Here is a 24,659-nt window from a genome sequence, read left to right on the forward strand (position 1 = left end):
TCAGCGTTGGCTGCCTGAGGGTTTCATGGGAAGCAGAACGTCCAGCGAGCTTTTTCCCGGCATCGAGATCAACTCGACGCGGCCGCCAAAATGTTCGACCCGTTCACGGATATTACGCAAGCCAATGCCCGCGTGACGACGCTCGACCTGAGCGACGTTGAAACCGACGCCGTCATCGACCACGGTCAGGCGCACGTTTTCTTCAGAGCCATGCAAGGTGATGGAGACGTTTTTGGCCTGGGCGTGGCGTTCGATGTTGGTCAGGCCTTCCTGCACGATACGAAACAGCGAAACGGCGGCGCCATCGACTAACTGGCAGTCGAATTCGTTGTCGTTGTAAGTCACCGTCAGCCCGCTGCGCTGCTCGAATTCGGCGGCCAGTTGGCCAATGGCGGCCGGCAGGCCCAGGGTGTCGAGCAAGGACGAGCGCAGGTCGTGGGAGAGGCTGCGCACTTCGCCAATCGCTTCGCCCAGGCGTTCGGTGGCGTCTCTCAAGATGCCCAGGCCCTTGTCCTGTCCGTTTTCCAGGACATGGCTGGCCAGTTCGAACTGAAACTTGATCGACACCAGCACCTGACTGATGCCGTCATGCAGTTCGCGGGAAACCCGTGATCGTTCTTCTTCCTGCAGGCTGACAATGCGCTGGGTCAGGCGCTGCAGTTTTTTATCCGCCAGACGATGCTCGCTGACATTGAGGGTCATGCCGGTGGCGAACACGAACAACACCGCCACCAGCGCCACCACGGCAATCGCCATCATGGTTTTGCGGATGCCCTGGGCGACTTCGGCACGGGCCTGCTGGGTGGCGCGTTCGACGTCTTCGAGGTAGATGCCGGTGCCGAGCATCCAGCCCCAACGGTCGAGCATCACCACATAAGCGAGCTTGTCGGTCACCTGTCCTGACGAGGGTTTGTTCCAGGCGTAGCGTTGAAAGCCTTCGCCCGATTGCGCGCTTTTGAGCAACGCCTGGATCACCGGCAAACCGTGGGGGTCTTTCATGTCCCACAGGTATTTGCCCACCAGCTCCGACTGCCGCGCGTGCATCAGGCTGCGGCCCTCGTGGTCATAGACGAAGAAGTAGCCGTTGATGCCAAAGCTCAGCTTGCGCAGTTCTTCGAGCACCTGTTGCTGGGCATGCGCGTCCCCGTGACCGTCGTCGTACAGCGGCGCGATCAGACTTTGCGCCATTTCCACGTAGTTTTTCAGTTCGGCCCGCTTGCTCGCCAGAATGCTGTCTTCGATCAGCTGCGCCTGTTGGTCACCCAGTTGGCGATTGAGGGAAATCACCAGCGCGCAGATGACGGCGATGGCCAGCACCAGCGGCAGAATTCCGAGCGCGACGATTTTGTGTTTGAGCTGCATCTTGACTCCTGCCCCCGCGAAGGCTCGGGATCATATGCCAAACAGGCACCTTGTAGGAGATAGCCAAAGGTCCGCTGGTCGATGCAGATCTCCTGCTCGCGATGGTCGTCAACGATGACGCGGGTTGTCTGAATGCCCGCGTTGCCCTGACGTCCATCGCGAGCAGGCTCGCTCCTACAGGGGATTGGCGGTCGTCTACGTAGAACTACGTAGAAATCGCATACGTAGTAACGCGGATTTATTTGTGGACGGCATGCGCGGATATTGGGCCAGCTCCGCAATGCGGACACAATTATAAAAATTACCGCCGCAGTCCACCGGCTGTCGGCAGGAGACATTCTATGCCCCGTCTGGCTAAACACCTCGCCTGGTTTGCCGTGGCTGTCCTGGGAGCGATTGCGCTGAGTGTCGTGGCCCTGCGCCGCGGCGAAGCGATCAACGCCCTGTGGATCGTCGTCGCAGCCGTCGCTATCTACCTGATTGCCTACCGTTATTACAGCCTGTTCATCGCCAATAAAGTGATGCAGCTCGACCCCAATCGAGCGACACCGGCTGTGCTCAACAACGATGGTCTGGACTACGTACCGACCAATAAACACGTGCTCTTCGGTCACCACTTCGCGGCCATCGCCGGCGCGGGTCCGCTGGTCGGTCCGGTGCTGGCGGCGCAAATGGGCTACCTGCCCGGCACGCTGTGGCTGATCGCCGGCGTGGTGCTGGCTGGCGCCGTGCAGGACTTCATGGTCCTGTTCATGTCCACCCGCCGCAACGGCCGCTCCCTGGGCGACATGGTCCGTGAAGAAATGGGCCGCATTCCGGGGACTATTGCGCTGTTCGGCTGCTTCCTGATCATGATCATCATCCTCGCGGTGCTGGCGCTGATCGTGGTCAAGGCCTTGGCGGATAGCCCGTGGGGCATGTTCACGGTCATGGCGACCATCCCGATCGCGATGTTCATGGGCATCTACATGCGCTACATCCGTCCGGGCCGCATCGGTGAAATCTCGGTGATCGGCGTGGTGCTGTTGCTGGGTTCGATCTGGCTGGGCGGGCAGATTGCCGCCGATCCGGCGTGGGCCAAGGTCTTTACCTTCACCGGTATCCAGATCACCTGGATGCTGATCTGCTACGGCTTCGTCGCGGCCGTTCTGCCGGTGTGGCTGATTCTGGCGCCACGGGATTACCTGTCGACCTTCCTCAAGATCGGCACCATCGTCGCCCTGGCCATCGGCATCCTGGTGACCATGCCCGAGCTGAAAATGCCGGCGCTGACCCAGTTCATCGACGGCACCGGGCCGGTGTGGAAGGGCGGACTGTTCCCGTTCCTGTTCATCACCATCGCGTGTGGCGCGGTGTCCGGTTTCCACGCGCTGATCGCTTCGGGCACCACGCCGAAGCTGCTCGCCAGTGAAGGTCATGCCCGTTACATCGGTTACGGCGGCATGCTGATGGAATCCTTCGTCGCCATCATGGCCATGGTCGCCGCCTCGGTGATCGATCCAGGCGTGTATTTCGCCATGAACAGCCCGGCCGCCGTGGTCGGTGCCGATGCCGTGAGCGTCGCGCAAACCGTCAGTAGCTGGGGCTTCGCCATCACCCCGGACGCCCTGCAAGCGGTTGCCAGGGACATCGGTGAAACCACCATCCTGGCCCGTGCCGGTGGTGCGCCGACCCTGGCGGTCGGTATCGCGCAGATCCTGCACCACGTCCTGCCGGGTGAAAACACCATGGCGTTCTGGTACCACTTCGCGATCCTGTTCGAAGCCCTGTTCATCCTGACGGCGGTCGACGCCGGTACCCGTGCCGGGCGGTTCATGCTGCAGGACCTGCTGGGTTCCTTCGTGCCGGCGCTGCGCCGTACCGACTCCTGGACCGCCAACCTGATCGCGACCGCCGGGTGTGTGGCGATGTGGGGTTACCTGCTGTACCAGGGCGTGATCGATCCGCTGGGTGGCATCAATACCCTGTGGCCGCTGTTCGGTATTTCCAACCAGATGCTGGCCGGTATCGCGCTGATGCTTGGCACCGTCGTGCTGATCAAGATGAAGCGCCAGCGCTACGTCTGGGTCACGCTGTTGCCTGCGGTGTGGTTGCTGATCTGTACCACCACCGCCGGTTTCATCAAGCTGTTCGACGCCAACCCGGCGATCGGCTTCCTGTCGCTGGCGAAAAAATACAGCGATGCGCTGGCCAACGGTCAGGTGCTGGCTCCGGCCAAGAACATTGACCAGATGCAGCATGTGATATTCAACGCCTACACCAACGCCACACTGACCGCGCTGTTCCTGTTCGTGGTGTTCAGCATCCTGTTCTTTGCGCTCAAGGTCGGTGTCGCGGCCTGGGGTACAAAAGAGCGTACGGACAAAGAAGCGCCATTCCAGGCCCTGCCGGAGGCGTAAACGAGGATTGCACCATGTTCAATGACCTGAGTCGCCTTGGTAAATACCTCGGTCAGGCCGCACGCCTGATGGTCGGCATGCCCGACTACGACAACTACGTCGAGCACATGCAAAACAAACACCCGGACCAACCGGTGATGGACTACGAGGCGTTCTTCCGCGAACGCCAGGAAGCCCGTTACGGCAGCAAGGCTGGACCGAAGTGTTGTTGAGCGAATGAAAAACCGGCCGCTCAGGCCGGTTGAACGAGAAGGTCAGCCTGACCAGCAAGCCCTGCATGTTTGCGCGTGCAGGGCTTTTTTCGTTTCACTCGGCAGGCTGTGCCGGACGGGTTGCCTTTGAACTGATCCGCCTTTTTCCACCCGATCTGGTGCTTCCCGGCGCAATCGGCTTGCCGCTACAGTCAAGCGCGCAACGTCAGGGGAGATCAGCTCATGTACAGCTCGCTGGCAATACCGGGCAGCGCCCGGCAGTTTCATGATCGGATCTATGCCGGCGAGATCATTCGCATGACTGAGTTGCCAGCCATGTCTGCGCTGGTGGCATTGACCCGAGCGTTGCTGGAAGACGCGCTGCATCCCTGGGCGCCGCAAGAGATCCATCGTTATCTGAGCCACCGCGAGCAGACGCTACGTTTTGCCCAATGTCAGAGCGCTTTCGCCGGCGCGACCGAGATCCGCCAGAGTTGGCAGGCCGTGCTGGAAAGCCTGGGGATGGCCGCCGATGCCCTGGCCTGTGACCGTTTGCACCTGCGTTTTCAGCCCCACCGAGAACCCCGGCAATCGACGCCGCGTGCCCGAACCACGGCCACCATCGCCTTTCACCGCGATACCTGGGGCTCCAATCTCTATGCGCAAACCAACTGGTGGGCGCCGATTTATCCGATCACGGCGGGTCGGACTTTTGCCTTGTATCCGCACCTGTGGCAGCGAGCGCTGCGCAATTCCAGCGCCGATTTCGATATGCGGGCGATCCTTGAGCGCTCCCATCGCGACGGTCGTAATGCAGTGGATGCCGACGAGGCCATCCCGCATCTGCTGGAAGCCATTGACCCGCAGCAGGGAATTGCCGTTGAACTCGCGCCGGGGAGCCTGATTGCTTTTTCCGGGGCGCATGCCCATGCCGGCGTGGGTAACTGCACCGGATTGACGCGCATTTCGTTTGAAACCCGCTCCCTTCTGATCGACGACGTACGGGCCGGGGTGGGCGCGCCCAACGTTGACGGTCACGCGCCGTGGCGCACGCCAGGGCTGTTTCGCCGAATGAGCGATCGTAAACGCCTGGACGAAATCCTCGGTTGCGGGTTCATCGAACCCTGTTCACTGGCAGAAATCCGCTAGTTTTGGATAGCCGTTTGTCGGGCGTATCGGTATGCTCCCCCGCACTGTCCGAATGCCAAAGATAAACAACCACAGTGATGCCATGAGCCAATCAGAATCGCGTGCGAATGTTTTAGCGCTGTACCCGGAAGACACTCGGGAGGCGGCGGCTTTGCTCAAGCAAGCCGTGCCCCTGATGGTCCGCCACAACATTCCGCCCAATCCTGTGCATTACGCACTCTGGTACACCTACAGCAAGGGCCAGGACCCGGAGCTCAATCGCCACCTGGACCGGGTGCTCAGAGACTTCGACTACTTTCCGCCGGAATCCGCCACCAAGCTGTTTCGCGAGTACATCATCCGTGACGAACTGGAGGATGTCCGCGCCGAGCAGCAGCAGGTCATCAGCCTGGTCGATGGCATGGAGCGGGACGTCTCGCGCAGCGTAAAGGGCAATCTGACGTTTCAGAACCGTCTTGGCCAGTGCATGGAGATGCTCGAAGAACCGGTCGACGCGCGTCTGCCGGACATCTTGAGCGAATTGCAGCAGAGCACCCGGCTGATGCAGAGCCAGCAGGAACACTTCCTCGCCCAGTTGCAGTCGGCGCAAAGCGAAATCAAAAGCCTGCGCGACAAACTGGAGCGTGCGCAACGGGCCGCGACAATGGATGGCCTGACCGAACTGCTCAACCGTTCGGCCTTCACACGCTTGCTCGAACAGGCACTGGGCAAGGCTTCCCGGGGCGTGGCCCTGGTCATGCTGGATATCGACCATTTCAAGCAATTCAACGATCTGTACGGCCATCCGCTGGGCGACCGGGTGCTTCAGCACGTGGGCCAGGTACTGCGCGGTGCGCTTCCAGCCAACGGGTTTGCCGCCCGCTATGGCGGTGAGGAATTCTGCGTGGTGCTCGAACAATGCGCCGATCTCAACGCGGCCAAGGCCTACGCCGAGCAGCTGCGGCTGAAAGTCCAGGCATTGCGGATCAAGGCGCGCGGCACCGACACCGTGCTCGATACCATTACCGCGTCCTTCGGGGTCGCCTTCGCTGAGCCCGGTGACACCCTGGAAAGCCTGCTGACCCGCGCCGATGACGGGCTGTACCAGGCCAAGCGCAATGGGCGCAACCAGGTGCAAGCCATGGAAAAGAACCGGCATTCGAGCAGTGAACCCCTGAATGCCGGGTCATGATTGACGCTTACTGGCCGTCCACGCTACGCGGAACGCCCAGGGGATTGCCGTCGCGCAGGGCCTCGGGCAACAGCGCATCGGGAAAGCCCTGATACGACACCGGGCGCAAGAAGCGCTCGATTGACGTCATGCCCACCGAGGTGAAGCGGCTGTCCGAGGACGCCGGAAACGGTCCGCCATGGATGGTGGCGAAGGACACCTCCTGCGGATGGGCAAAGGCATTGACCACAATCCGCCCGGTGCGCCGCTCCAGTACCGGCAACAAACGTTGCGCCAGTCCCAGATCACCCGCTTCAAGGTGCATGGCCGCGCTGAGCTGACCGCGAAGCGCCCGTGCGACCGCCAGCATTTCCGCCTCATCCCTGACCTTGACCAGCAGCGCCGCCGGCCCGAACACTTCGTGCGCCAGTGCGGTCTCGCTGAGGAAACGCTGGCCGTCGACTTCCAGCAACGCGGATTGACCGTCCAGGTCGCCATGGGCGGCCAGGCCTGCGGCCACCTGTGTGGCGCCGACATTTTGCAGGTGATCCAGACCGCTGACGTAGGCGGCGTGAATCCCCGGCGTCAGCATCGGACGTGCTGCCGCCTCGGTGACGCGCTTGATCATGGCGGCGCGCAAGGCGGTAAAGCCTGGCCCTTCGATGGCGATCAGGATGGCCGGTTTGAGGCAGGCCTGGCCGACATTGACCAACATGCGTTCGGCAAAACCGTCACCGATTGACGCGCCCCGTTCGGCCAGCGCCAGGGGCAGGATGAAGGTGGGGTTGACGCTGGTCATCTCGGTAAACACCGGAATCGGTTCCGGGCGCAGTTGCGCACGCCGATAGAGTGCCATGCCACCCTGTTCCGAACCGGTGAAGGTCACGGCCTTGATCAACGGATGGTCGACCAGGGCTTCGCCAATTGCGTTGCCGCTGCCGCGCACCATCGAGAACACCCCTTCAGGCAAACCACTGTCCTGCACCGCCTGGCGAATGGCCCGGGCCTGAATTTCCGAGGCGCCTGGATGGGCGTTATGGGCCTTGAGCACCACCGTTGCGCCCGCCGCCAGGGCCGAGGCGGTGTCGCCACCGGCCACTGAATAACTGATGGGGAAGTTGCTCGCGCCGAAGATCGCCACCGGGCCGATGGCGATTTTCTGCAAGCGATGATCCATGCGCGGGCGTGGCTGACGCTCAGGCTGTGCCGGATCGATGGCCAGTTGCAGGAAGCGTCCTTTGCGCACGACATCGGCGAACTGGCGGAACTGGGTGGCGGCCTTTGCGACTTCACCTTGCAGTTGCGCCTCGGGCAGGCCGGTTTCCAGCGATGCCCGTGCCGCCAGCGCTGTGCTGGCCGCGTCGAGATTGTCGGCGATGCGTTCCAGGAAGGCCGAACGCTCGGCGAGGGAAGTATGGCTGTAGGCGTCAAACGCCTCGTCGGCCAGGATTGCGGCCTGGTCCACTTGCGCGACGCCGCCCAGGGCGAAATCCGGCTCGATGAACTGGTTGGTCGCGGGGTTGAGCGCCTTCAGGGTCCCTTCGGTGGCAGGGATTTCATGGACGCCGATCAGCAGGTTTCCGGTCAGTTTCATGGTGTGCGCCTCACTGCGCCAGAGTGGCGATGAGTTCATCTGTCGTGACAATCGCGTGGGCGAAAGTCGGGCCGTTCAGTTCGTGGGCGGCGTGCATCATTTCCGGCTTGAATGCCGCGGTGGCATCTCGCACCAGGGTGACGTGGTAGCCAAGTTCCTGGGCGTACCGGGCGGTGGCCTCGATGCAGGTATTGGCCAGCAGACCGACGATGATCACGTGGGTTATGCCCCGTTGCTTGAGGCGAAAATCCAGGTCGGTGTTGGCAAAACCGCTCGAGCCCCAGTGCTCGGAAACCACGACGTCACCGGCTTTCGGGGCAAAATCCGGGTGCCATTCCCCGCCCCATTCACCGCGGGCGAAGTGGTGCATGTGCTGGATCTTGCATTGGGACGGGCTTGGGTGATCCCAGTTTTCGTAGTCGCCTTTTTCCCAGCGACGGTGCGGTACGATAAACACCGGAATGTCGAGGCCACGAACCGTGCTATCGAGGGCGCGCAGGTTATCGAGCAGGCCGACTTGCTCGGCGATCGGTTTGATTAACGGGAAGACTTTGCCGCCCTCGGACAGAAAGTCGTTGTAAGGATCGACCAGCAGGTAAGCGGTCCGATCAAGGGGGTAGGCAGTGTTCGACATGACGGATTTTCCTCGCATGTAGGTGGAGCTGTGCCTTGGGCTTGCTGTGGCACGGTGTTAATATGATAATCATAGTAAGTGTGAAAGAGGCAAGACCGTATGGCGGTTAAACAGAATAGTCCTGAAACCTTGTGCCCGATTTCACGGGCCGAGTCAGTCGTCGGAGATCGCTGGACCGTGCTGGTATTGCGCGAATTGTTCATGCGCAGCCATCGATTCGACGAGATCCAGGCGCAGACCGGAGGCACCCCGCAGATGGTCGCGGCACGCCTGAAAAGCCTGGAGACCGACGGGCTGATCGAGCGTCGTGCCTACAGTGAGCGGCCGCTGCGCCATGAGTACCACCTCACGGAAAAAGGCCAGGCCTTTTACCCGGTGATTCTCGCCCTGCGTGCCTGGGGCGAAACCTGGTGCAAGTCAGAAGGGGAGACGTTAGCCGTGCGTTATACCCACCAGACCTGCGGCCACGCGGCCGGGCTGGGGCCGCTGTGTGAGCATTGCGGCGAGCTGTTGCGCCGCGAAGAACTGATCAGCGAGCCGAGTGCCGCCTATGCCCTGGAGCGACAGGCGCGGCGTGATGCGTTCAAGGGCCATCGCGCAACGCCCGAAGCCGTGGGCGACAAGGCCGGGTAAACACCGGCGCTGCTGATGACTATTGCTTCTGGCAATAGTGATCATCATTGATCTCAAGTTCTGTTGTTGGCGGCAAACAAGGAAAATCCCGCGCATCCAACATGTTTTCCAAGGAACTTGCTCGATGAAAATGTTGACCCGGCAGGCGCTTGTCGCATCCTTGCTGTTGTCGGGCTGTGCTTCGGCCCCGAACGACCCGACGCTGACCTTGCAGACCCGCAAGGCTCCCGCCGACTATGCCCATTGCGTGCTGCCGAAACTGCAGGATGGCTCGCTGAAAACCACCGTGACCGAAACCCAGCGCAGCTACCGGATTGTCGTGTCCAGCAAAGTCGCGGCGGACGATGTGCTCGAGGCCTACAAGGACAAGGCTTCCAATGGTGGCAAAGTGTTTTTGTATGAGCGTGCGTTTTTGGCGTCGACCTTCGGGCCTTCGCGGCTTGAACGCGCCGCGCAGGAATGCCTTTGAACGACATCCCGGTTGTTCGGTTTCCATGACCTCGGCGCGCTCTGCCCGGCGCATCTGAGCGCAATGATCGGCCAGATTTTTCAGGCCGGTTTTTCTTGCTGAGCAGTTGTTCATTTAGGTTGCATCAGCCCCTCGCGCCTCGATATAGTGGCCTAATAATATCAACTATAAATCACTTGCCAGCAGGGCTGCTGCACTCTCATTTTTGCGCGGGCTGTGCTGGCTGACGTATCGCTCCTTCGAGAATGCTCAATGCCTAATCGCTCACTGCACTTCAAGCTGTTCTGGACGGCGCTGACCGGAACCGTCGTCGTCATGGCGCTGCTCCTGGGTTCCATTGCCTATATCGCCTATGGCTCATCCATCAAGGAAACCTTTGCCTTGGTCGACACCATCGTCAAGGCCAATGCCAAGGAAGTGGAAGTCGAACTCGGCGCCGGTTTTACCGTGGCCGAATCCTTGGCCAGTGTCGCCACCGCGATGCAGCAACAGCAGGTCGACCGCAAGACGGCCGATGCCATGACCCGCCAATTGTTCGAGGCCAATCCGAACTTGCTGGGGCTTGGGCAGTACTGGGAAGCGAACGCATTCGACGGCAAGGACAGCGACTATGCCAACCAGCCGAATCACGATGCCAGTGGTCGCTACCTGACGTACTGGAACCGTGCCGGTGGCACGCTCAAGTCCGAGGTGTTGACCGGTTACACCCCGGAAAACGCCGACAACCAGTATTACTACCGACCGCTGCATACCCGCCAGCCGTGGGCTTCCGAACCTTTCGCCTACAGCACTGGCAGTGGCCAGTCGGTGATGATGGTGTCGATCATGGTGCCGCTGTTGCAGGGCGGCAAAGCCCTGGGTGTGGCGGGGGTCGATATCCCGCTGGAAAGAATCAACCACCAGCTCTCGACCATCGATGCATTCAAAGGCTACGGCGCGCTGGTTTCCAGCGACGGCCTGTACGCCAGCCACCCCGATGCCAGGCGCTTGAGCAAACCGGCGGATGAATTGCCGGCCGCAGCCAGGGACGCCATCAAAGCGGGCCAACCCTACAGCTTCCAGCGCGATGGCTGGGGCTATGTGCTGCAACCGGTGCACATCGGCAAGGCACCGAACAATTGGGCGCTGATGGTGGCGTACCCGCTCGCCGAAGCCATGGCCGGGATCAATCATTTCCTCTACACCGCCGTGGTCATCGGTCTGGTGGCGCTGCTGGTCCTGGCCATCGTGCTGTGGCATTTGCTGGCGTGGCAGATTCGTCCGTTGTCGGGTTTGACCGTCGGAATCCAGGCCTGGGAAGGCGAGCTGGGTCTGCGTTTCGAACAACGCAGCGGCGACGAAACCGGCAAACTGGCCGGCGCGTTCAACCAGTTCATCCAGCGTTTGGGGGATCTGGTGGGGTCGATTCGCCATAGCAGCACCACGCTGATGCAGATCTCCAATCACCTGGGCGATACCACCCAGGCCGTCGCCGAGCGGGCGACTTCCCAGCACACGGCGACCGAGGAAATGGCCAGCGGTGTCACGGCGCTGGCGCATTCGGTGACCGAGATGTCCCAGCAAGCCGAGGACGTGGAGCAACTGGCGCGCAACACCGAGGTATTGACCAAGCATATTTCCGGGGACATGAGCCAGACCCTGGCCGGCATCACCCACATCGACCAGACCATGGACGTGGTGGCCGGCGCGGTGGGTGATCTGGAAAAACGCTCGCAACAGATCGCCGGGATCATCGCGGTGATCCGCAGCATTGCCGATCAGACCAACCTGTTGGCACTGAACGCGGCGATTGAAGCGGCGCGGGCAGGGGAGCAGGGACGTGGCTTTGCCGTGGTGGCTGACGAAGTGCGGCAACTGGCGGAACGGACCAGCCGTTCGACCGGTGAAATCGGCGAGATGATCGGTGCCATCGGTTCGGACGTGCGCAACACCGTGGCCAACGTCCAGCAGGTCGGCGAGGCCGTGCGTCAAGGCGTCACGCAATTGACGACCTCGGCCCAGGGGGTCGATCAGATCCGCCAGCACGCCCAGGACATTCTGACGCGCATCAGCGAAGTGGCGCGTCAGACGCAAAGCCAGGCCGCCACCGGCGAGCAACTGTCCGTTGCCATCCAGGGCGTCAGCCGCATCTCCGAGCAGAACGATCATGCGATTCGCAGCTTGCTTGAACAGTCAGTGCAATTGCGCGATCAGGCCGGCTCCCTGAGTCAGCAACTGACGCAATTCAGGGATTGAAATACGGGGTTCGCTCCCAGCGGACCCTAACCATTCACCGGCAACTCCACCCTCGCCAGCAATCCTCCACCCTCGCGATTGCTCAACGACAGTTCCCCGCCCTGTTCGCGAACGATCGCACGGGCAGCCGAGAGCCCCAGGCCAACCCCGCCGGTATCTCGGTTGCGCGAGGTTTCGAGGCGGAAGAACGGATCGAATACCCGTTGCAAGGCCGCGTCGGGGATACCCGGCCCCCTGTCGCTGACGTCGATGCACACCGAATCGTCGTCCCGGCCCAGTGTGGCGCGCGGGCGCTGCCCGTACTTCACGGCGTTTTCCAGCAGGTTGACGATCACGCGCTTGATCCCTAGCGGCCGGCCGACATACACCAGGTGCGCCGGGCCGGTGAAACCGATGGCGATGCCCTGGTCGCGGTAGTCGTCGATGATGGTTTGCAGCAGCTCCGACAGATCGAACGCGGTGGATTGCTCCAGGTGAGTGTCATCGCGGAAAAACGCCAGGGCGGCGTTGATCATCGATTGCATCTCTTCGACATCGCGAATCAGTTTGCGTTGATGGTCCAGATCTTCCATGAATTCGCTGCGCAGGCGCATCCGGGTCAGCGGGGCGCGCAAGTCATGGGAGATGGCCGCGAGCATGTGCGTGCGTTCGCCGATGAAATGCTGGATCTGCGCCTGCATGGTGTTGAACGCGATGATGGCCTGGCGTATCTCGTGGGGGCCTTCGATGTTGATCGGCGGTGCGCTCAGGTCGCCGCCAAAGCGCCTCGCGGCGCTGGCGAAGCGCTGGAGTGGATTGGCCAGTTGGCGGGTGGCAATCCAGGCGACCAGCAAGGTGGCGACCAGCCCCAAAGCGATGATCACCGCAATCCGCGTACCGGTGTTCAGGCCCCAGCTGCGTTCGGGGGGCGTGAACGACAGCCAGCTGCCATCGCCCAGATGCACCAGTGCGACATAACGCGCCTGCGAACTGTCCTTCGGCCAGTCATCGGGGTGGAACACTTCCATCCCTCGGTCATCACCGAGCAATTGCTGCAGCACCGGCACCTTGCCGGCTTCGACCTGCGCGCCTCGGGCAGGCAGATCGAAGGAATCGCGGTTCGCGCTCCACGAGACATCCAGCATCGGGTTGCTCGCCGCGTTCGCCAACTGTGGGCGCAGCGGCGCCGGTGCCGCCTCGATCACTCGCGTGGTCGCGGCAATCTGTTCCAGCAGACCGGTCCGTTCGATCGGCGGACGCGCCCAGGTGCCCGCGACCTGGACGAACAGGGCATTGAGGGTTAGCGAAGCCAGCATTGCGGCGACTATGGTCAGGGCAATCCGGCGCCTGAGGGTGTCGCGGTGCAAGATCCGGAAGATCATGAGCGGTTGACCTTGGCCGTGAACATATAACCCCCATTGCGTACGGTACGGATCAGATCCGGGCGCTTGCTGTCCGGTTCGATCTTGCGTCGCAGCCGGCTGACCTGCACATCGATGCTGCGGTCGAAGGCCTCATGGCCCTGGCCGTGCGTCAGGTCGATCAGTTGCTCGCGGGTGAGGATGCGCTGCGGGTGCTCGAGGAACACCACCAGCAAGTCGAATTCACCGCCGGACAGTGGAATCATCACGTCTTCGGGCGAGCGCAGCTCGCGGCAGGTGATGTCCAGGTGCCAACCGGCGAAGGCAATCACCGGCCTCGATGGTTCGACACTGTGGCTTTTCTGTTCGCCTGCGCGACGTTGCAGGGCGCGTACGCGAGCCAGCAATTCCTGGGGCGCGAAAGGCTTGGTGAGGTAGTCGTCGGCCCCCAGTTCCAGGCCGACGATGCGATCGCTCAGCTCGGCCATGGCCGTCAGCATGATGATCGGGACGCCCATCTGCGCCCGCACTTTCTGACACAGGCTCAGGCCACCCTCACCGGGCAGCATCAGGTCGAGGATGATGGTGTCCGGTCGCCCGCGCGCGATCGCCGCCCACATGGCCTGGCCATCCGCGGCGACGTCCACCTCATAGCCATGCTGAACGAAGAATTTCTTCAGCAAGGACAGAATTTCCGCATCGTCGTCGACGATCAGCAGTTTGCTCACGTTCACAGGATCCATGGGCCAAAAAAAGAAGGCATCTAAAACCATTTCGATGCCGGGGTCATTTATTTCAATCGAGCAATATTTCTTCCCGCCGGACATCAATCGGACATCGTCGGGCAAAAAACCTCGGGCACCCTGCGAGCATTCCATTCCAGAGGGGGGCTTCCATGAAGGTTACGAACAGCAGCTATAGCGCCGAGGGCGACGACGCCACGCGTTCCCTGATCCTCACCCAGCGCACCACCGCACCGGGACACGATACGTCGATCCTTTTCCAGCAGACGTGCCTGGAGCTGGCAAGCGATCAGAGCCAGATCATCATGCGCCGCTACTTCGAGCGTTACAGCCCGACCAGTGACCACTGGGTGGAGTACATCCACAGCGTTTCGACTGCCGAATTCATCCACTGGATCATGACCCAGGGCCGGCTGCGCATCGAGTGCTCGGAAAATACCCCGCAAACCCACGTCCACGCCTGAACGGCGCGGACCATCAAGCCGTACAAGGAATATCGCATTGATGAAAAGCAAGCACTCGCTGCCGTTGTTGCTGGCCGCCACCCTGGGCCTGTCGGCCTGCAGCAGCAAAAAAGTCGAACCCGAGATGTATTCGGGTTTTTTGAACGACTACAGCGTGCTGACGGAGCGCCAGTCGCCCTCGGGGCAGACTGTCCTCAGCTGGGTCAGCCCCGCCTTGGCGAAAGGCCGGTACACCCAGGTCTACCTGGCGCCGAGCCAGTTTTACCCACGGTCGCAACCGACCGAGCGGATCCCGCAAAGTACCCTCTCCGAGGTGACCCGATACTACGATGCCGCCCTCAGGCACGAACTGGAAAAGGTGGTGCCCGTGGTCTCGCAACCGGGCCCGAATACGCTGGTGGTGAAGCCTGCCATCACCCAGGTCGCCAGCAGCACCCAGGGCTTGCGGTTTTATGAATGGCTGCCGGTCACCCTGGTCGCGGCCGGGGTGAGCACCGCCACCGGCATTCGCGATCAGGACAGCCAGATCGCCACCGAAGTGTCATTCGAGGATGGTGTGACCGGGTTTGTCGTGGCTGAGGTGGTCCGCAAAGGTACAGGCGTGCCACTGGACGACGACAAGCAGGTCATGACCGCCGACAACCTCAAGGCCGTGCTCGATGGTTGGGCCAGCGACCTGCGTCAATCTTACGTTGCGGTTGGTCGGTAAACCCGGGCAGATGTCTGCTGAGCGTTCGCCCCGTTACAGCCCTGCTGTTTATCGGCCCGCAGCAGCCCCTGGCCAGGGGGCGCAGCGGCCAGATTCACGCGCGCGAGGGCGAGGCGAACCAAGGCCGTGGTCGCCGGAATTTGAAATGCACGGCATAGCTCGACAGAATGCGTCCCGACCCGGCCACAGGTGCCGGACGTTTGTGCTGAAAAGGGGTTGCCGTTGAACGAACAGACATTGTCCATGCGCCTGGAACGCGTGGCCGCGCAGGTACCGGCCGGTGCGCGCCTGGCCGACATCGGCTCGGATCACGGCTACCTGCCGGTGGCGTTGATGCGCCGTGGCGTCATCACGGCGGCGGTGGCCGGCGAGGTGGCACTGACGCCGTTCTGTTCGGCCGAACGCACGGTGCGCGAGAGCGGCCTGGAGCAACGGATCACCGTGCGCCTGGCCGATGGCCTGGCGGCGATCGAGCCCGGAGACCGGATCACGGCAATCAGTCTCTGCGGCATGGGCGGCGAGACGATCCGCGACATCCTCGACAGTGGCAAGGCGCGTCTGAATGGCCAGGAGCGCCTGATCCTGCAACCCAATGGCGGCGAGCAACCGTTGCGTGAATGGCTGATGAACCATGATTACCGCATCCTGTACGAGGACGTGTTGCGGGAAAACCGCTTTGACTACGAAATCATCGTCGCCGAGCGCGACGGGCCGGTGATGTATAGCGCCGAGGAGCTGTACTTTGGCCCGCTGCAGATGCAGGCCCGCAGCCCGGCGTTCCTGCTCAAGTGGCAGCGCCTGCTGCGCCTCAAGCACAAGACCCTGGAACACGTCGCCCGGGCGGGCCAGTCGGTGCCCGAGGAAAAGGTGCGGGACATCGCCCGACAGGCCCGGTGGATCAGCGAATTGCTGGATGGAACGCAGTGCCTGACGTGATTGGGCACCCCATCGGCTTCACCGATCGGGTGCCCAATCAGGCAGGTTTTTCTAGCGTTTGATCAGGGAAATCTTCGTTCCTTCGATGCTGACCCCGGCCATTAAACCTTGCTGGTTGAAGATGAACGCATAGGCATCGTCTTTCAGCGTCGAACTGGACAGGTTCTTCGCCGCCCCTTCGTCAACGACCACCACGGTCGGGCCTACACCGATTTCCCAGCCCTTGGTTTCAGTGACATATTTCAGGGCTTTGTCGGTCATCAGAAAAACCGCATAGCCATAGGATTGTGCGCCCGCCTGTAGCCCCCACGAGCCGCCGACGGAGTTGTAGTAATCCACGACTTTCGAGCCTTTCATTAACACGCCTTCGCCATAGCTGCCGCCGAACACCAGGCCTGCCTTGATGATTTTCGGGAAGACCAGCACTGCCTTGGCGTTGTGCGACATGGTTTCAGCTAACGGATGGGACTTGTACAGCGATTGCAAGGCTTGCCGGGAGTCGGCGTTGAGATCTTCGGCGGTGGCGGCTCCTGCAGTGTTCAGAAAACTCGCCGAGGCCAATGAGGCTGTCACCAGGACCATCGACAGGAAGAAACGCATAGATTGAGTCATTTCCTTACTCCGAAAAGGGAGCAATGGACGGGAGCAGCGGTCAGCCCCTGCCTCAGACAGGAACAGCACCCACTGAAAGTATCCGGCGCACCCTAAAGTGTGTGAATTGCAAGCGTCGCGGCTGAGCGTAGCAGGGGCCCAGGCCTTGACCAGTCGCGATGCCATTACTTGTTGTGACCACCGTACAGGGGCCGGGTTCGTCGTTAACCGGCACTTTCGTGCGATTGCGGGCTCAGCCTTCAACTATTTAAGGGGGGAGGCGTGAAAAAAAGGCCATTGGAAGGGTGTAGAGCAACCACTTTTTAACAAAGTATGAACAACTGCTGTGATTTATTAGGACGGCGGTTCGAGTTTCACCAACCCCCCGATTGACCCTGGCCAGTGAGTTCCTGATTGAAAGGCACAATGACCCCGTCGCTGTCTGCGAAACGCTTGCTACTCCGAAGAATTGTGCACTGCGCAGGCATCGTCGCCATGCCTTTGCTGGCGTGGGGCGGTTATTGGCTGTACACGCCGCCACCGCCCTTCGTCCCAGTGTCAGGTCTGGAGCCTTCCACTGTGTCGATGATTGCGCTGGGCGATCAGGGCAGCGCCAACATGCAGCAGTGGCGCGTAGGGCAAGCCATGGAAAAGGTCGCGGCCAGGGAAGGGCGCCTGGACATGGTTGTGCTGCTGGGCGACAACTTCTACGGCAGGCCATTGACCAGTACCCGCGACCTGAGCTGGCAAACCCGATTCGAAAAGGTGTACTCGGGGCAATGGCTCAGTCACGTGCCGTTCTACGCGGTGCTGGGCAATCACGATTACCCGGTGTCGCAACCATTTGAAATCGAATACGGCCAACAACACGTGGGTTCGGGTCGCTGGCAAATGCCAATGAACTTCTACACCAAGGATTTCGGCAGCGTCGATGGACGTCCGTTGGTGCGAATAGTGTTCCTCGACACTGCGGCGCCACGTGAAAGCCTGCAACAGCAAATCGACTGGATCGATCAGGCGTTCCAGGCACCCGGCCCGGCTCCGGTGTGGCGAATCGCAGCGTCCCATCATCCGGTGCGCAATCAGGGCGGTCATGGTGAAGAGTCGGATCTGGTCACCCGGCTCCTGCCTGTGTTGCAACGCAACAAGGTCGATATGCTCCTGTCGGGACATGATCACAATCAGCAACTGCTGCTGCGTGCCGGGGAACCCGCGTGGGTCATCTCCGGCGGAGGCGGCCAGACGCTCGACACCCTGAGTATCTCCCCGGCAGACAGTGCGTTCGCTGCCTCGCGGGCAGGCTTTGCCAAGCTCGACCTGAAAGCCGATCAGTTGCGGCTGGCGTATTACAACGATCAGGGTGAACTGGAGTCCGACTATCGCTGGGCCAGAAACTGTCCGTGGATGGCCAAGGGCTGCTTGCTTCCAGGCACCGACCCAAAAAATATCGCCCAGTCGGACCATTGACGGGCTGTTTCGCAGTGATGAAGGCCGGGGCGTCGCCGGCCAGATGCTTGAAAAGTGACATCAGGCCTGAGGGGCTGTGTATCGCTGTGTATCCGAACCCGGTGTACGCAGACTGGCTTACAAATGCCCCTCGATCCTGATACATCCGGGATACACGGTTGCCGTCAAATAGCCCTGCCTTAGCGAGAAAGCAGAACGCTCTCGCACAACGGCTTATCGCCCTGGTGGCAATGACCCAAGCGGCTTGGCCGCACACCGTACCCGGAGAATCACCATGTCCCGTATGTCGAACAAATCCCGTATTGGCCTGATCGCTGTTGCACTGGCCGGCAGCCTGAACCTCGCATCGTCCGCCTTTGCCGCTGAAGCGTTGCCGCAAGGCTACCAAGTCGCTGCAGCGCAAAAGAGCGGCGAAGGCAAGTGTGGCGAAGGTAAATGTGGTGCCAGCGAAACCGGCGCCAAAGTGACCAAGGCCGGTGAAGGCAAATGCGGTGAAGGCAAGTGCGGTGACGCCTCCTTCGCGCGTACCGACACCGATCACGACGGCCGCGTGTCGCTCAAGGAACTGCTGGCCGTTGCGCCGAACGGTGGTGAAGAGTTCAAGGCGATGGACACCAACCACGACGGATACCTTTCCGAGGCCGAGGTCTACAAGTACCGTACAAACCAGTACGTCTCCAATGGCAAGAAAGTGCCGACCGAACTGTTCACCAAAATGAGCCAGGCCCGGGACTGATTTCATCGCGCCGTTTCAACCTCCCCGGGGTCGCCCCGAGGGAGGTTTTCTGGTTTGCAGGTAGGGGCTTTTGCAGGGGCTGGCTTGTCGGATGGCCGCATCGCAGCGAAGGCGATCTTGTCAGTGGCGCAAGGCTCACAGACCCGATCGCCGGCTAGGGAGATTTTTTCAGGCGGTAGGCCAGCGCGGGTCGGGTCATCCCCAGCAAGCGTGCCGCCTCCGAGACGTTTTGCTGGCTGCGTTCCATGGCCGCCTGAATCAACGCATCTTCCACGCCATCCAGGCCAATACCGCTATCGATGATGGTGTCGATCCAGTCCTGGCCACTGGCGGGCGTCGATTTGACCAGGCGTCCATCGCTGGCCAGGCCAATGCTTTCAGCCAGTTGCGGTGAATGCGGGAAGAGGGCGTCGACGGTGATGCTCTGGTTCTCATCGGTGATGATCACGCCGCGCTCCATCAGGTTTTCCAGCTCGCGGATATTGCCGGGCCAGTCGTAGTGCAGGCACACCTGCAGCGCCCGGTCCGACAGGCCCAGGGTTTTTTTCTTGTAGCTGGCGTGCAGTTTTTCCAGGAAGTGTTCGATCAGCAGCGGGATGTCTTCGCGGCGTTCGCGCAAGGCCGGAATGCGCACCGGAAACACATTCAGACGGTAGAACAGGTCCGCCCGGAAACGCCCTTGCTTGACCGCGTTTTCCAGGTCTTCGTGGGTCGCGGTGATGACCCGCACGTCGACCTTGCGGGTCTGCGAGTCGCCGACTCGCTCCAGTTCCTCTTCCTGCAAGACCCGCAGCAGCGTGGCTTGCGCGCGCGGGGTCAACTCGACGATTTCATCGAGGAACAACGAACCGCCATTGGCCCGCTCGAAACGGCCCATGCGCGATTGCTGGGCACCGGTGTAGGCACCCTTTTCCACGCCGAACAGCTCCGCTTCGATCAGGTCTGGCGGGATGGCAGCGCAGTTCAGCACGACAAAGGGCCCGCCGGCCCGTTCGCTGCGCAGGTGCAGGCTCCGGGCGATCACTTCCTTGCCCACGCCGGTCTCGCCCAGCAGCAATACCGAGGCCTTGCCCAAGGCAACCTTGTCGATCAGTGCACAGGTTCTGCGGTACACCGCCGACTGGCCGATGCCGTAGAACTTGCCGGCCTCGATTTGCAAGCGCTGGCGCATGTTGGCCACTTGCACCTGCAGCGCTTGCAGTTCATCAATGATCGGGTCGCTCTGAAAGTAGCGCATGACCTCTTCGGCGTCGTCCCACTGTTCGGCGGGCTTGCCGATGATCCGGCAGTGCGCGTCGCCGCAACCCCGGCAACTGACCTCCTTGTAGATGATCTGCCGACCGAGGAAAAACGAGCTGTAGCTGATGGCATAACCGAGCAGCATCCAGCACACCGGCTGATCGGAGTGGAGGTTCTCGGTCTGGCAGTTTTCCACTTCGAAGGAGTCCTGCCATTCGATATCGGCGTAGAACTGGCCGTTCTCCAGATCGATGTCGATGGTCTGCGGGCGCACGTTGACCATGCCCTTGAGCGAGTGCAGTTGCGGGCCGGTGAAGAACATTTCCACATCACTGCCCTGGGGCCGCAACTTGCGCGCCAGTTCAGCGTCCTTGAGCCCGGACTGATAGCCCAGGCGCATGAAAAATCCCTTGGCGCGCTCGACGCCGAGCATCTCGATCAACTCGCGTCTGCACGACGCCATCATCGACACCTGGATCAACAACATGCGTTGTTCATCCAGCCAGATTTTCCCTTCGCTTCCGAGAAATCGAACCTGGTCGCTCAGATCCTTGAGCGACGGCGGGTGCTGGGAAGCCTTGTACGTGGTGATCATTCAGTGCGCCCCTGATTTGTAGTTATTGGGGTGGTGATGCGTTCCGCTCAGGCTGTCGGCGGATTGTTCCAGGCATCGTAGCGACCGTGGTTTTTCAGGCAAGGCAAGGTCGTTTTTTCTTTTTCTAAGCGGCCTGAAAGCGGACCAAAAGTCAATCGCCGGATGATTGCTCATTTGCTCGAAAGGGGCGGCGACGATTGATCAAATGATCAATTTGCCGCTGCCGAAGTCTTGCCCAGCAGCCGGTCTTGAACGCTGTTCGTTGGTGAGTGGTTGCTGATAACTATTTGTTTTTAAACAAATAAAAAATCAATTTCGAGCGTTTTTTCGTCGCTGGCACCCTTGTTGCTCCGTACCCCGACCATAACAAGGGAGTACCCGAGCATGAGCCAACCTGGCAGTACCTTCGATCAGATGCCGCGTTACATCCGTGTACGCAGCGAGCCTGACGCCACCTTCGTCGAATTCGATTTCGCCATCGGTTTTCCGGACCTGTTCGTCGAGTTGGTGCTGCCGCGTCAGGCGTTCCGGCAGTTTTGCGAAAACAACCGGGTGCAGCACATGGACGCGCAGATGTCCGAGGCTCTCGACGCCGATGCGCAGAAGTGGCGCTACGGCGAAACCCGCGACGCTGAGCCGGTCGCCGACCATCCAACACAACAAAAACCACAGGAGTCCACTCCATGAGTGTCGAGATCAAGACGACGACCGTCGAGACGATCCGCAACACCTTCAGCCACACCCGTCGCCGCTTTGGCGACAAGGTGGCCAGCCGGTATCAGGAAGCCAGTTTCGACCTGGAGTCGGCGACCAATTTTCATTACCGGCCGCTGTGGCAGCCGGACAAGTTGCTCAACGACGCCACCCGCACGGCAGTGGTCATGGCCGACTGGTACGCCGTCAGCGACCCGCGCCAGTACTACTACGGCGCCTACGTCCAGGCCCGGGCCAAGATGCAGGAAAACGCCGAGCACGATTACGCGTTCTGCGAAAAGCGCGACATGCTCGCCGGCCTGTCCAGCACCCATGTCGAGCTGATCAGCAAGCTGTTGTTGCCGCTGCGCCACGCCGAGATGGGCGCCAACATGAACAACAGCAACATCGCCGCCGATGGCTTTGGCACCAGTGTGACGCAGATGCACATGTTCCAGGCCATGGACCGCCTGGGCATCGCCCAGTACCTGTCGCGCATCGGCCTGATGCTCGACGACGGCGATGTCCAGCTGCTGGCCCAGGCCAAGCAGCAATGGCTGAACGACCCGGCATGGCAGGGCATGCGCCGCTACGTCGAGGACACCCTGGTGGTGCGCGACTGGTTCGAATTGACCGTGGCGCAAAACCTGGTCAGCGACGGCCTGGTGTACCCGCTGCTGTTCCACAAACTCGACGAACAACTGACGGCCAACGGCGCCGGCCAGGTCGGCATGCTGACCGAATTCATGCGCCTGTGGTTCGCCGAAAGCCAGCGCTGGGTCGATGCGCTGCTCAAGACCGTGGTCAACGAAAGCGCGGCCAACAAGGCGCTGGTGCAAGGCTGGATCGATCGCTGGAGCCCGCGCGTGGTCGAGGCGCTGCAAGCGCTGGCGACCCTTGGTCTCGATCAATCGGCGCTGGATTCGGTGTGCAGCGAATTCGACTCGCGCCTGAAAAAACTCGGCCTGACAGGAGCCCAAGCATGACTTCCCTCGTTTACATGAACCTGCAGGACACCGACTACGCGCGCTCGATCGTCGACGCCATCGTCCAGGACAACCCCCATGCCGAGGTCCAGCACCAGCCTTCGATGATCCGCATCGAGGCCCAGAGCCGGCTGGATATCCGCCGTGACACGGTCGAGGCGCTGACCGGCAGCGTCTGGGACATCCAGGAAATGCTGATGTACGTGATCACCCTGGGCGGCAACGTCGTGGAAGAGGACGACAGTTTTTCCCTGTACTGGAACAGCTGATCCATCGTCGACAGCCGTTTGATCCATCACAAGAATTCGGGAGCGCCATCATGGCCGTGAAAAAACGCCTCAATGCCAAAGAAAAATACCGCTGCATGACCCGTGACCTGGACTGGGAGCCGAGCTACCAGACCCACGAGGACATCTACCCCCATGAGCGTTTCGAAGGAATCAAGATCACCGACTGGGACAAGTGGGAAGACCCGTTCCGCCTGACCATGGACACCTACTGGAAGTACCAGGCCGAAAAAGAGAAAAAGCTCTACGCGATCTTCGATGCGTTCTCGCAAAACAACGGCCATACCACGCTGTCGGACGCCCGCTACGTCAACGCGCTGAAGCTGTTCCTGTCCGGTGTCACGCCGCTGGAGTACCAGGCCTATCAAGGTTTCGCCCGGGTCGGCCGGCAGTTCAGCGGCGCCGGTGCACGGATCGCCTGCCAGATGCAGGCCATCGACGAACTGCGCCACGTGCAGACCCAGATCCACGCCATGAGCCACTACAACAAGCACTTCAACGGCCTGCATGACTTCGCGCACATGCACGACCGCGTGTGGTTCCTCTCGGTGCCCAAGTCGTTCTTCGAAGATGCACGCACCGCCGGGCCGTTCGAGTTCCTCACGGCGATTTCGTTTTCGTTCGAGTACGTGCTGACCAACCTGCTGTTCGTGCCGTTCATGTCCGGCGCGGCGTTCAACGGCGACATGGCCACGGTGACCTTCGGCTTCTCCGCGCAGTCCGACGAAGCCCGGCACATGACCCTGGGCCTGGAAGTGATCAAGTTCCTGCTCGAGCAACATGAAGACAACGTGCCGATCATCCAGCGCTGGATCGACAAGTGGTTCTGGCGTGGCTACCGCCTGCTGACACTGGTGGGGATGATGATGGACTACATGTTGCCGAACAAAGTCATGTCCTGGTCCGAAGCCTGGGGCGTGTATTTCGAAGAGGCCGGCGGCGCGCTGTTCAAGGACCTGGAGCGCTATGGCATCCGTCCACCCAAGCACGTCGAAGAGGCCAACATCGCCAAGGATCACGTCAGCCATCAGGCCTGGTCGATCTTCTACCAGTACAGCCAGGCAACCAACTTCCACACCTGGATGCCGACCGACGAGGAACTGGACTGGCTCTCGGAAAAGTACCCGGACACCTTCGACAAGATCTACCGTCCACGCTTTGAACACTGGCGCGCGCTGCAGGAAAAGGGCGAGCGCTTCTACAACCCGACCTTGCCGATGCTCTGCCAGATCTGCCAGATCCCGCTGTCGTTCGGCGAGCCGGATGACCAGACCACCCTCAGCCACCGCAGTGCCGTGCACGAAGGCGAGCGCTATCACTTCTGCTCCCAGGGTTGCTGCGACATCTTCGAATACGAGCCGACCAAGTACATCCAGGCCTGGTTGCCGGTGCATCAGATTCTGCAGGGCAACTGCGGTGGCGCCGACGTCGAATCGGTGGTGCGCGATTACTACAACATCAATCCCGGCCAGGACAACTTCGAATACCTGGGTTCCACCGAGCATCGGCGCTGGCAGGACTGGCACCCGAACGATCGCAATAGCGCGCCGGCCACCTCGAAACCCTAACCCTTGTGGGAGCGAGCCTGCTCGCGATGGCGCCGGAGCATTCACCTGTTTCGGTGGCCGTTAGATCGCTTCGCCGGCAAGCCGGCTCCTGCAGTTAACCGATAACAAGAAGGACAAGATCATGCCTGTGACTGCCATCGGCGCCTACGACGCCCAACCCTTGGACCGCCAGGAAAATTTCCATGGCCTGCAACTGGTGTACCTGTGCTGGGAAAGACACCTGATGTTCTGCGCCCCGTTTACCTTTCCGCTGCCCCCGGCGATGCCGTTCAGCGACTTCCTCGAGCAGGTGGTCAAGCCTTCGATTGCCCGGCACCCGGATGCGCCTCGGGTCGATTTCGCCCAGGCCCTGTGGCGCCTCAACGACCGGCCGTTCACGCCGGACCTTGGGGCGAGCCTGATCGCCAACGGCATCGATCACAAGAGCCTGCTGCACCTCGATACCCCTGGCTTGAACGGCCTTGCCGGCAGCTTTAACTGAGGACACGG

Annotated in this window: 23 protein-coding genes and 2 pseudogenes; 18 read left to right on the forward strand and 7 right to left on the reverse strand. The window is 61.2% G+C overall.

Annotated features, from left to right (window positions below):
* Positions 1-1,362 (reverse strand): cache domain-containing protein, encoded by a 1,362-nt coding sequence (locus ACGJAX_RS17920; protein ID WP_090323257.1) that lies wholly within the window; start codon positions 1,360-1,362, stop codon positions 1-3.
* 341 nt (positions 1,363-1,703) lie between these two features.
* Here ACGJAX_RS17920 and ACGJAX_RS17925 point away from each other — a divergent pair, with 341 nt between their 5' ends.
* The 4 genes from ACGJAX_RS17925 (at position 1,704) to ACGJAX_RS17940 (ending at position 6,272) form a co-directional block, all read left to right on the forward strand.
* Positions 1,704-3,761, forward strand: a complete 2,058-nt coding sequence (locus tag ACGJAX_RS17925) for a carbon starvation CstA family protein (RefSeq protein WP_390955567.1) — start codon at positions 1,704-1,706, stop codon at positions 3,759-3,761.
* A 14-nt stretch (positions 3,762-3,775) separates the two neighbouring features.
* Positions 3,776-3,973 (forward strand): YbdD/YjiX family protein, encoded by a 198-nt coding sequence (locus ACGJAX_RS17930; RefSeq protein WP_247254983.1) that lies wholly within the window; start codon positions 3,776-3,778, stop codon positions 3,971-3,973.
* A 222-nt stretch (positions 3,974-4,195) separates the two neighbouring features.
* Positions 4,196-5,101 carry a hypothetical protein gene (locus ACGJAX_RS17935; RefSeq protein WP_390955568.1) on the forward strand — a complete coding sequence of 302 codons (906 nt, stop codon included), beginning with the start codon at positions 4,196-4,198 and terminating at the stop codon, positions 5,099-5,101.
* A gap of 82 nt (positions 5,102-5,183) precedes the next feature.
* Positions 5,184-6,272, forward strand: coding sequence for a diguanylate cyclase domain-containing protein (locus ACGJAX_RS17940; protein WP_390955569.1), 1,089 nt, complete (start codon positions 5,184-5,186; stop codon positions 6,270-6,272).
* Between the two features lie 7 nt (positions 6,273-6,279).
* On the opposite strand, the gene ACGJAX_RS17945 is transcribed toward ACGJAX_RS17940, so the two are convergent.
* Together ACGJAX_RS17945 and ACGJAX_RS17950 are read right to left on the reverse strand one after the other, a co-directional pair.
* Positions 6,280-7,845, reverse strand: a complete 1,566-nt coding sequence (locus ACGJAX_RS17945) for an aldehyde dehydrogenase family protein (protein WP_390955570.1) — start codon at positions 7,843-7,845, stop codon at positions 6,280-6,282.
* Between the two features lie 10 nt (positions 7,846-7,855).
* Entirely contained in the window at positions 7,856-8,479 is a 624-nt protein-coding gene (locus tag ACGJAX_RS17950; RefSeq protein WP_390955571.1) for an isochorismatase family protein, read from the reverse strand.
* A 99-nt stretch (positions 8,480-8,578) separates the two neighbouring features.
* On the opposite strand from ACGJAX_RS17950, the gene ACGJAX_RS17955 reads away from it, so the two are divergent.
* From ACGJAX_RS17955 to ACGJAX_RS17970, 4 genes and pseudogenes are all read left to right on the forward strand, one after another.
* On the forward strand, positions 8,579-9,112 hold the full coding sequence (locus tag ACGJAX_RS17955; protein WP_390955572.1) for a winged helix-turn-helix transcriptional regulator: 534 nt from the start codon (positions 8,579-8,581) through the stop codon (positions 9,110-9,112).
* A 124-nt stretch (positions 9,113-9,236) separates the two neighbouring features.
* Entirely contained in the window at positions 9,237-9,581 is a 345-nt protein-coding gene (locus ACGJAX_RS17960) for a hypothetical protein (protein ID WP_247254979.1), read from the forward strand.
* 519 nt (positions 9,582-10,100) lie between these two features.
* Positions 10,101-10,907: pseudogene (locus ACGJAX_RS17965) on the forward strand (cache domain-containing protein); the annotation flags it as partial.
* 372 nt (positions 10,908-11,279) lie between these two features.
* Positions 11,280-11,816, forward strand: a pseudogene (locus tag ACGJAX_RS17970) (methyl-accepting chemotaxis protein); the annotation flags it as partial.
* 26 nt (positions 11,817-11,842) lie between these two features.
* Here ACGJAX_RS17970 and ACGJAX_RS17975 read toward each other — a convergent pair.
* Together ACGJAX_RS17975 and ACGJAX_RS17980 are read right to left on the reverse strand one after the other, a co-directional pair.
* On the reverse strand, positions 11,843-13,177 hold the full coding sequence (locus ACGJAX_RS17975; protein WP_390955573.1) for an ATP-binding protein: 1,335 nt from the start codon (positions 13,175-13,177) through the stop codon (positions 11,843-11,845).
* Entirely contained in the window at positions 13,174-13,899 is a 726-nt protein-coding gene (locus ACGJAX_RS17980; RefSeq protein ID WP_390955574.1) for a response regulator, read from the reverse strand. Before ACGJAX_RS17980 ends, ACGJAX_RS17975 begins: the two co-directional genes overlap by 4 nt.
* Positions 13,900-14,051: 152 nt before the next feature.
* Here ACGJAX_RS17980 and ACGJAX_RS17985 point away from each other — a divergent pair, with 152 nt between their 5' ends.
* The 3 genes from ACGJAX_RS17985 (at position 14,052) to ACGJAX_RS17995 (ending at position 16,008) form a co-directional block, all read left to right on the forward strand.
* Complete coding sequence (locus ACGJAX_RS17985) at positions 14,052-14,363, forward strand: hypothetical protein (protein WP_247254971.1); 312 nt, start codon at positions 14,052-14,054, stop codon at positions 14,361-14,363.
* Positions 14,364-14,403: 40 nt separating this feature from the next.
* Complete coding sequence (locus ACGJAX_RS17990) at positions 14,404-15,072, forward strand: DUF3313 family protein (RefSeq protein ID WP_390955575.1); 669 nt, start codon at positions 14,404-14,406, stop codon at positions 15,070-15,072.
* 222 nt (positions 15,073-15,294) lie between these two features.
* A complete protein-coding gene (locus ACGJAX_RS17995) occupies positions 15,295-16,008 on the forward strand; it encodes a tRNA (adenine(22)-N(1))-methyltransferase TrmK (RefSeq protein ID WP_390955576.1) in 714 nt (237 codons plus the stop codon).
* A gap of 51 nt (positions 16,009-16,059) precedes the next feature.
* Here the strand turns inward: ACGJAX_RS17995 and ACGJAX_RS18000 are convergent, their stop codons facing one another.
* Complete coding sequence (locus tag ACGJAX_RS18000) at positions 16,060-16,620, reverse strand: YSC84-related protein (protein WP_090323235.1); 561 nt, start codon at positions 16,618-16,620, stop codon at positions 16,060-16,062.
* 474 nt (positions 16,621-17,094) lie between these two features.
* Between ACGJAX_RS18000 and ACGJAX_RS18005 the strand changes: the two genes are divergently transcribed.
* Together ACGJAX_RS18005 and ACGJAX_RS18010 are read left to right on the forward strand one after the other, a co-directional pair.
* Positions 17,095-18,066 carry a metallophosphoesterase gene (locus tag ACGJAX_RS18005; RefSeq protein WP_390955577.1) on the forward strand — a complete coding sequence of 324 codons (972 nt, stop codon included), beginning with the start codon at positions 17,095-17,097 and terminating at the stop codon, positions 18,064-18,066.
* 274 nt (positions 18,067-18,340) lie between these two features.
* Positions 18,341-18,802, forward strand: coding sequence for an EF-hand domain-containing protein (locus ACGJAX_RS18010; protein ID WP_090323233.1), 462 nt, complete (start codon positions 18,341-18,343; stop codon positions 18,800-18,802).
* Positions 18,803-18,956: 154 nt separating this feature from the next.
* Here the strand turns inward: ACGJAX_RS18010 and ACGJAX_RS18015 are convergent, their stop codons facing one another.
* A complete protein-coding gene (locus tag ACGJAX_RS18015) occupies positions 18,957-20,636 on the reverse strand; it encodes a sigma 54-interacting transcriptional regulator (RefSeq protein WP_390955578.1) in 1,680 nt (559 codons plus the stop codon).
* A gap of 384 nt (positions 20,637-21,020) precedes the next feature.
* Here ACGJAX_RS18015 and ACGJAX_RS18020 point away from each other — a divergent pair, with 384 nt between their 5' ends.
* The 5 genes from ACGJAX_RS18020 to ACGJAX_RS18040 all read left to right on the forward strand — a co-directional run bounded on the left by ACGJAX_RS18020 (position 21,021) and on the right by ACGJAX_RS18040 (position 24,651).
* Positions 21,021-21,323, forward strand: a complete 303-nt coding sequence (locus ACGJAX_RS18020) for a phenol hydroxylase subunit (protein ID WP_090323230.1) — start codon at positions 21,021-21,023, stop codon at positions 21,321-21,323.
* Complete coding sequence (locus ACGJAX_RS18025; protein WP_390955579.1) at positions 21,320-22,315, forward strand: aromatic/alkene monooxygenase hydroxylase subunit beta; 996 nt, start codon at positions 21,320-21,322, stop codon at positions 22,313-22,315. The genes ACGJAX_RS18020 and ACGJAX_RS18025 overlap by 4 nt, the downstream gene beginning before the upstream one ends.
* The gene (locus ACGJAX_RS18030) at positions 22,312-22,584 is read left to right on the forward strand and encodes an MmoB/DmpM family protein (RefSeq protein WP_390955580.1); all 273 of its coding nucleotides are present in this window, start codon (positions 22,312-22,314) and stop codon (positions 22,582-22,584) included. Before ACGJAX_RS18025 ends, ACGJAX_RS18030 begins: the two co-directional genes overlap by 4 nt.
* Before the next feature lie 50 nt (positions 22,585-22,634).
* Positions 22,635-24,170 carry an aromatic/alkene/methane monooxygenase hydroxylase/oxygenase subunit alpha gene (locus ACGJAX_RS18035; RefSeq protein ID WP_090323224.1) on the forward strand — a complete coding sequence of 512 codons (1,536 nt, stop codon included), beginning with the start codon at positions 22,635-22,637 and terminating at the stop codon, positions 24,168-24,170.
* Positions 24,171-24,291: 121 nt separating this feature from the next.
* Positions 24,292-24,651, forward strand: a complete 360-nt coding sequence (locus ACGJAX_RS18040) for a phenol hydroxylase subunit P4 (protein ID WP_248916428.1) — start codon at positions 24,292-24,294, stop codon at positions 24,649-24,651.
* Positions 24,652-24,659 lie beyond the last annotated feature (8 nt).

Source organism: Pseudomonas moorei, assembly GCF_042846945.1.
Lineage (GTDB): Bacteria > Pseudomonadota > Gammaproteobacteria > Pseudomonadales > Pseudomonadaceae > Aquipseudomonas > Aquipseudomonas moorei.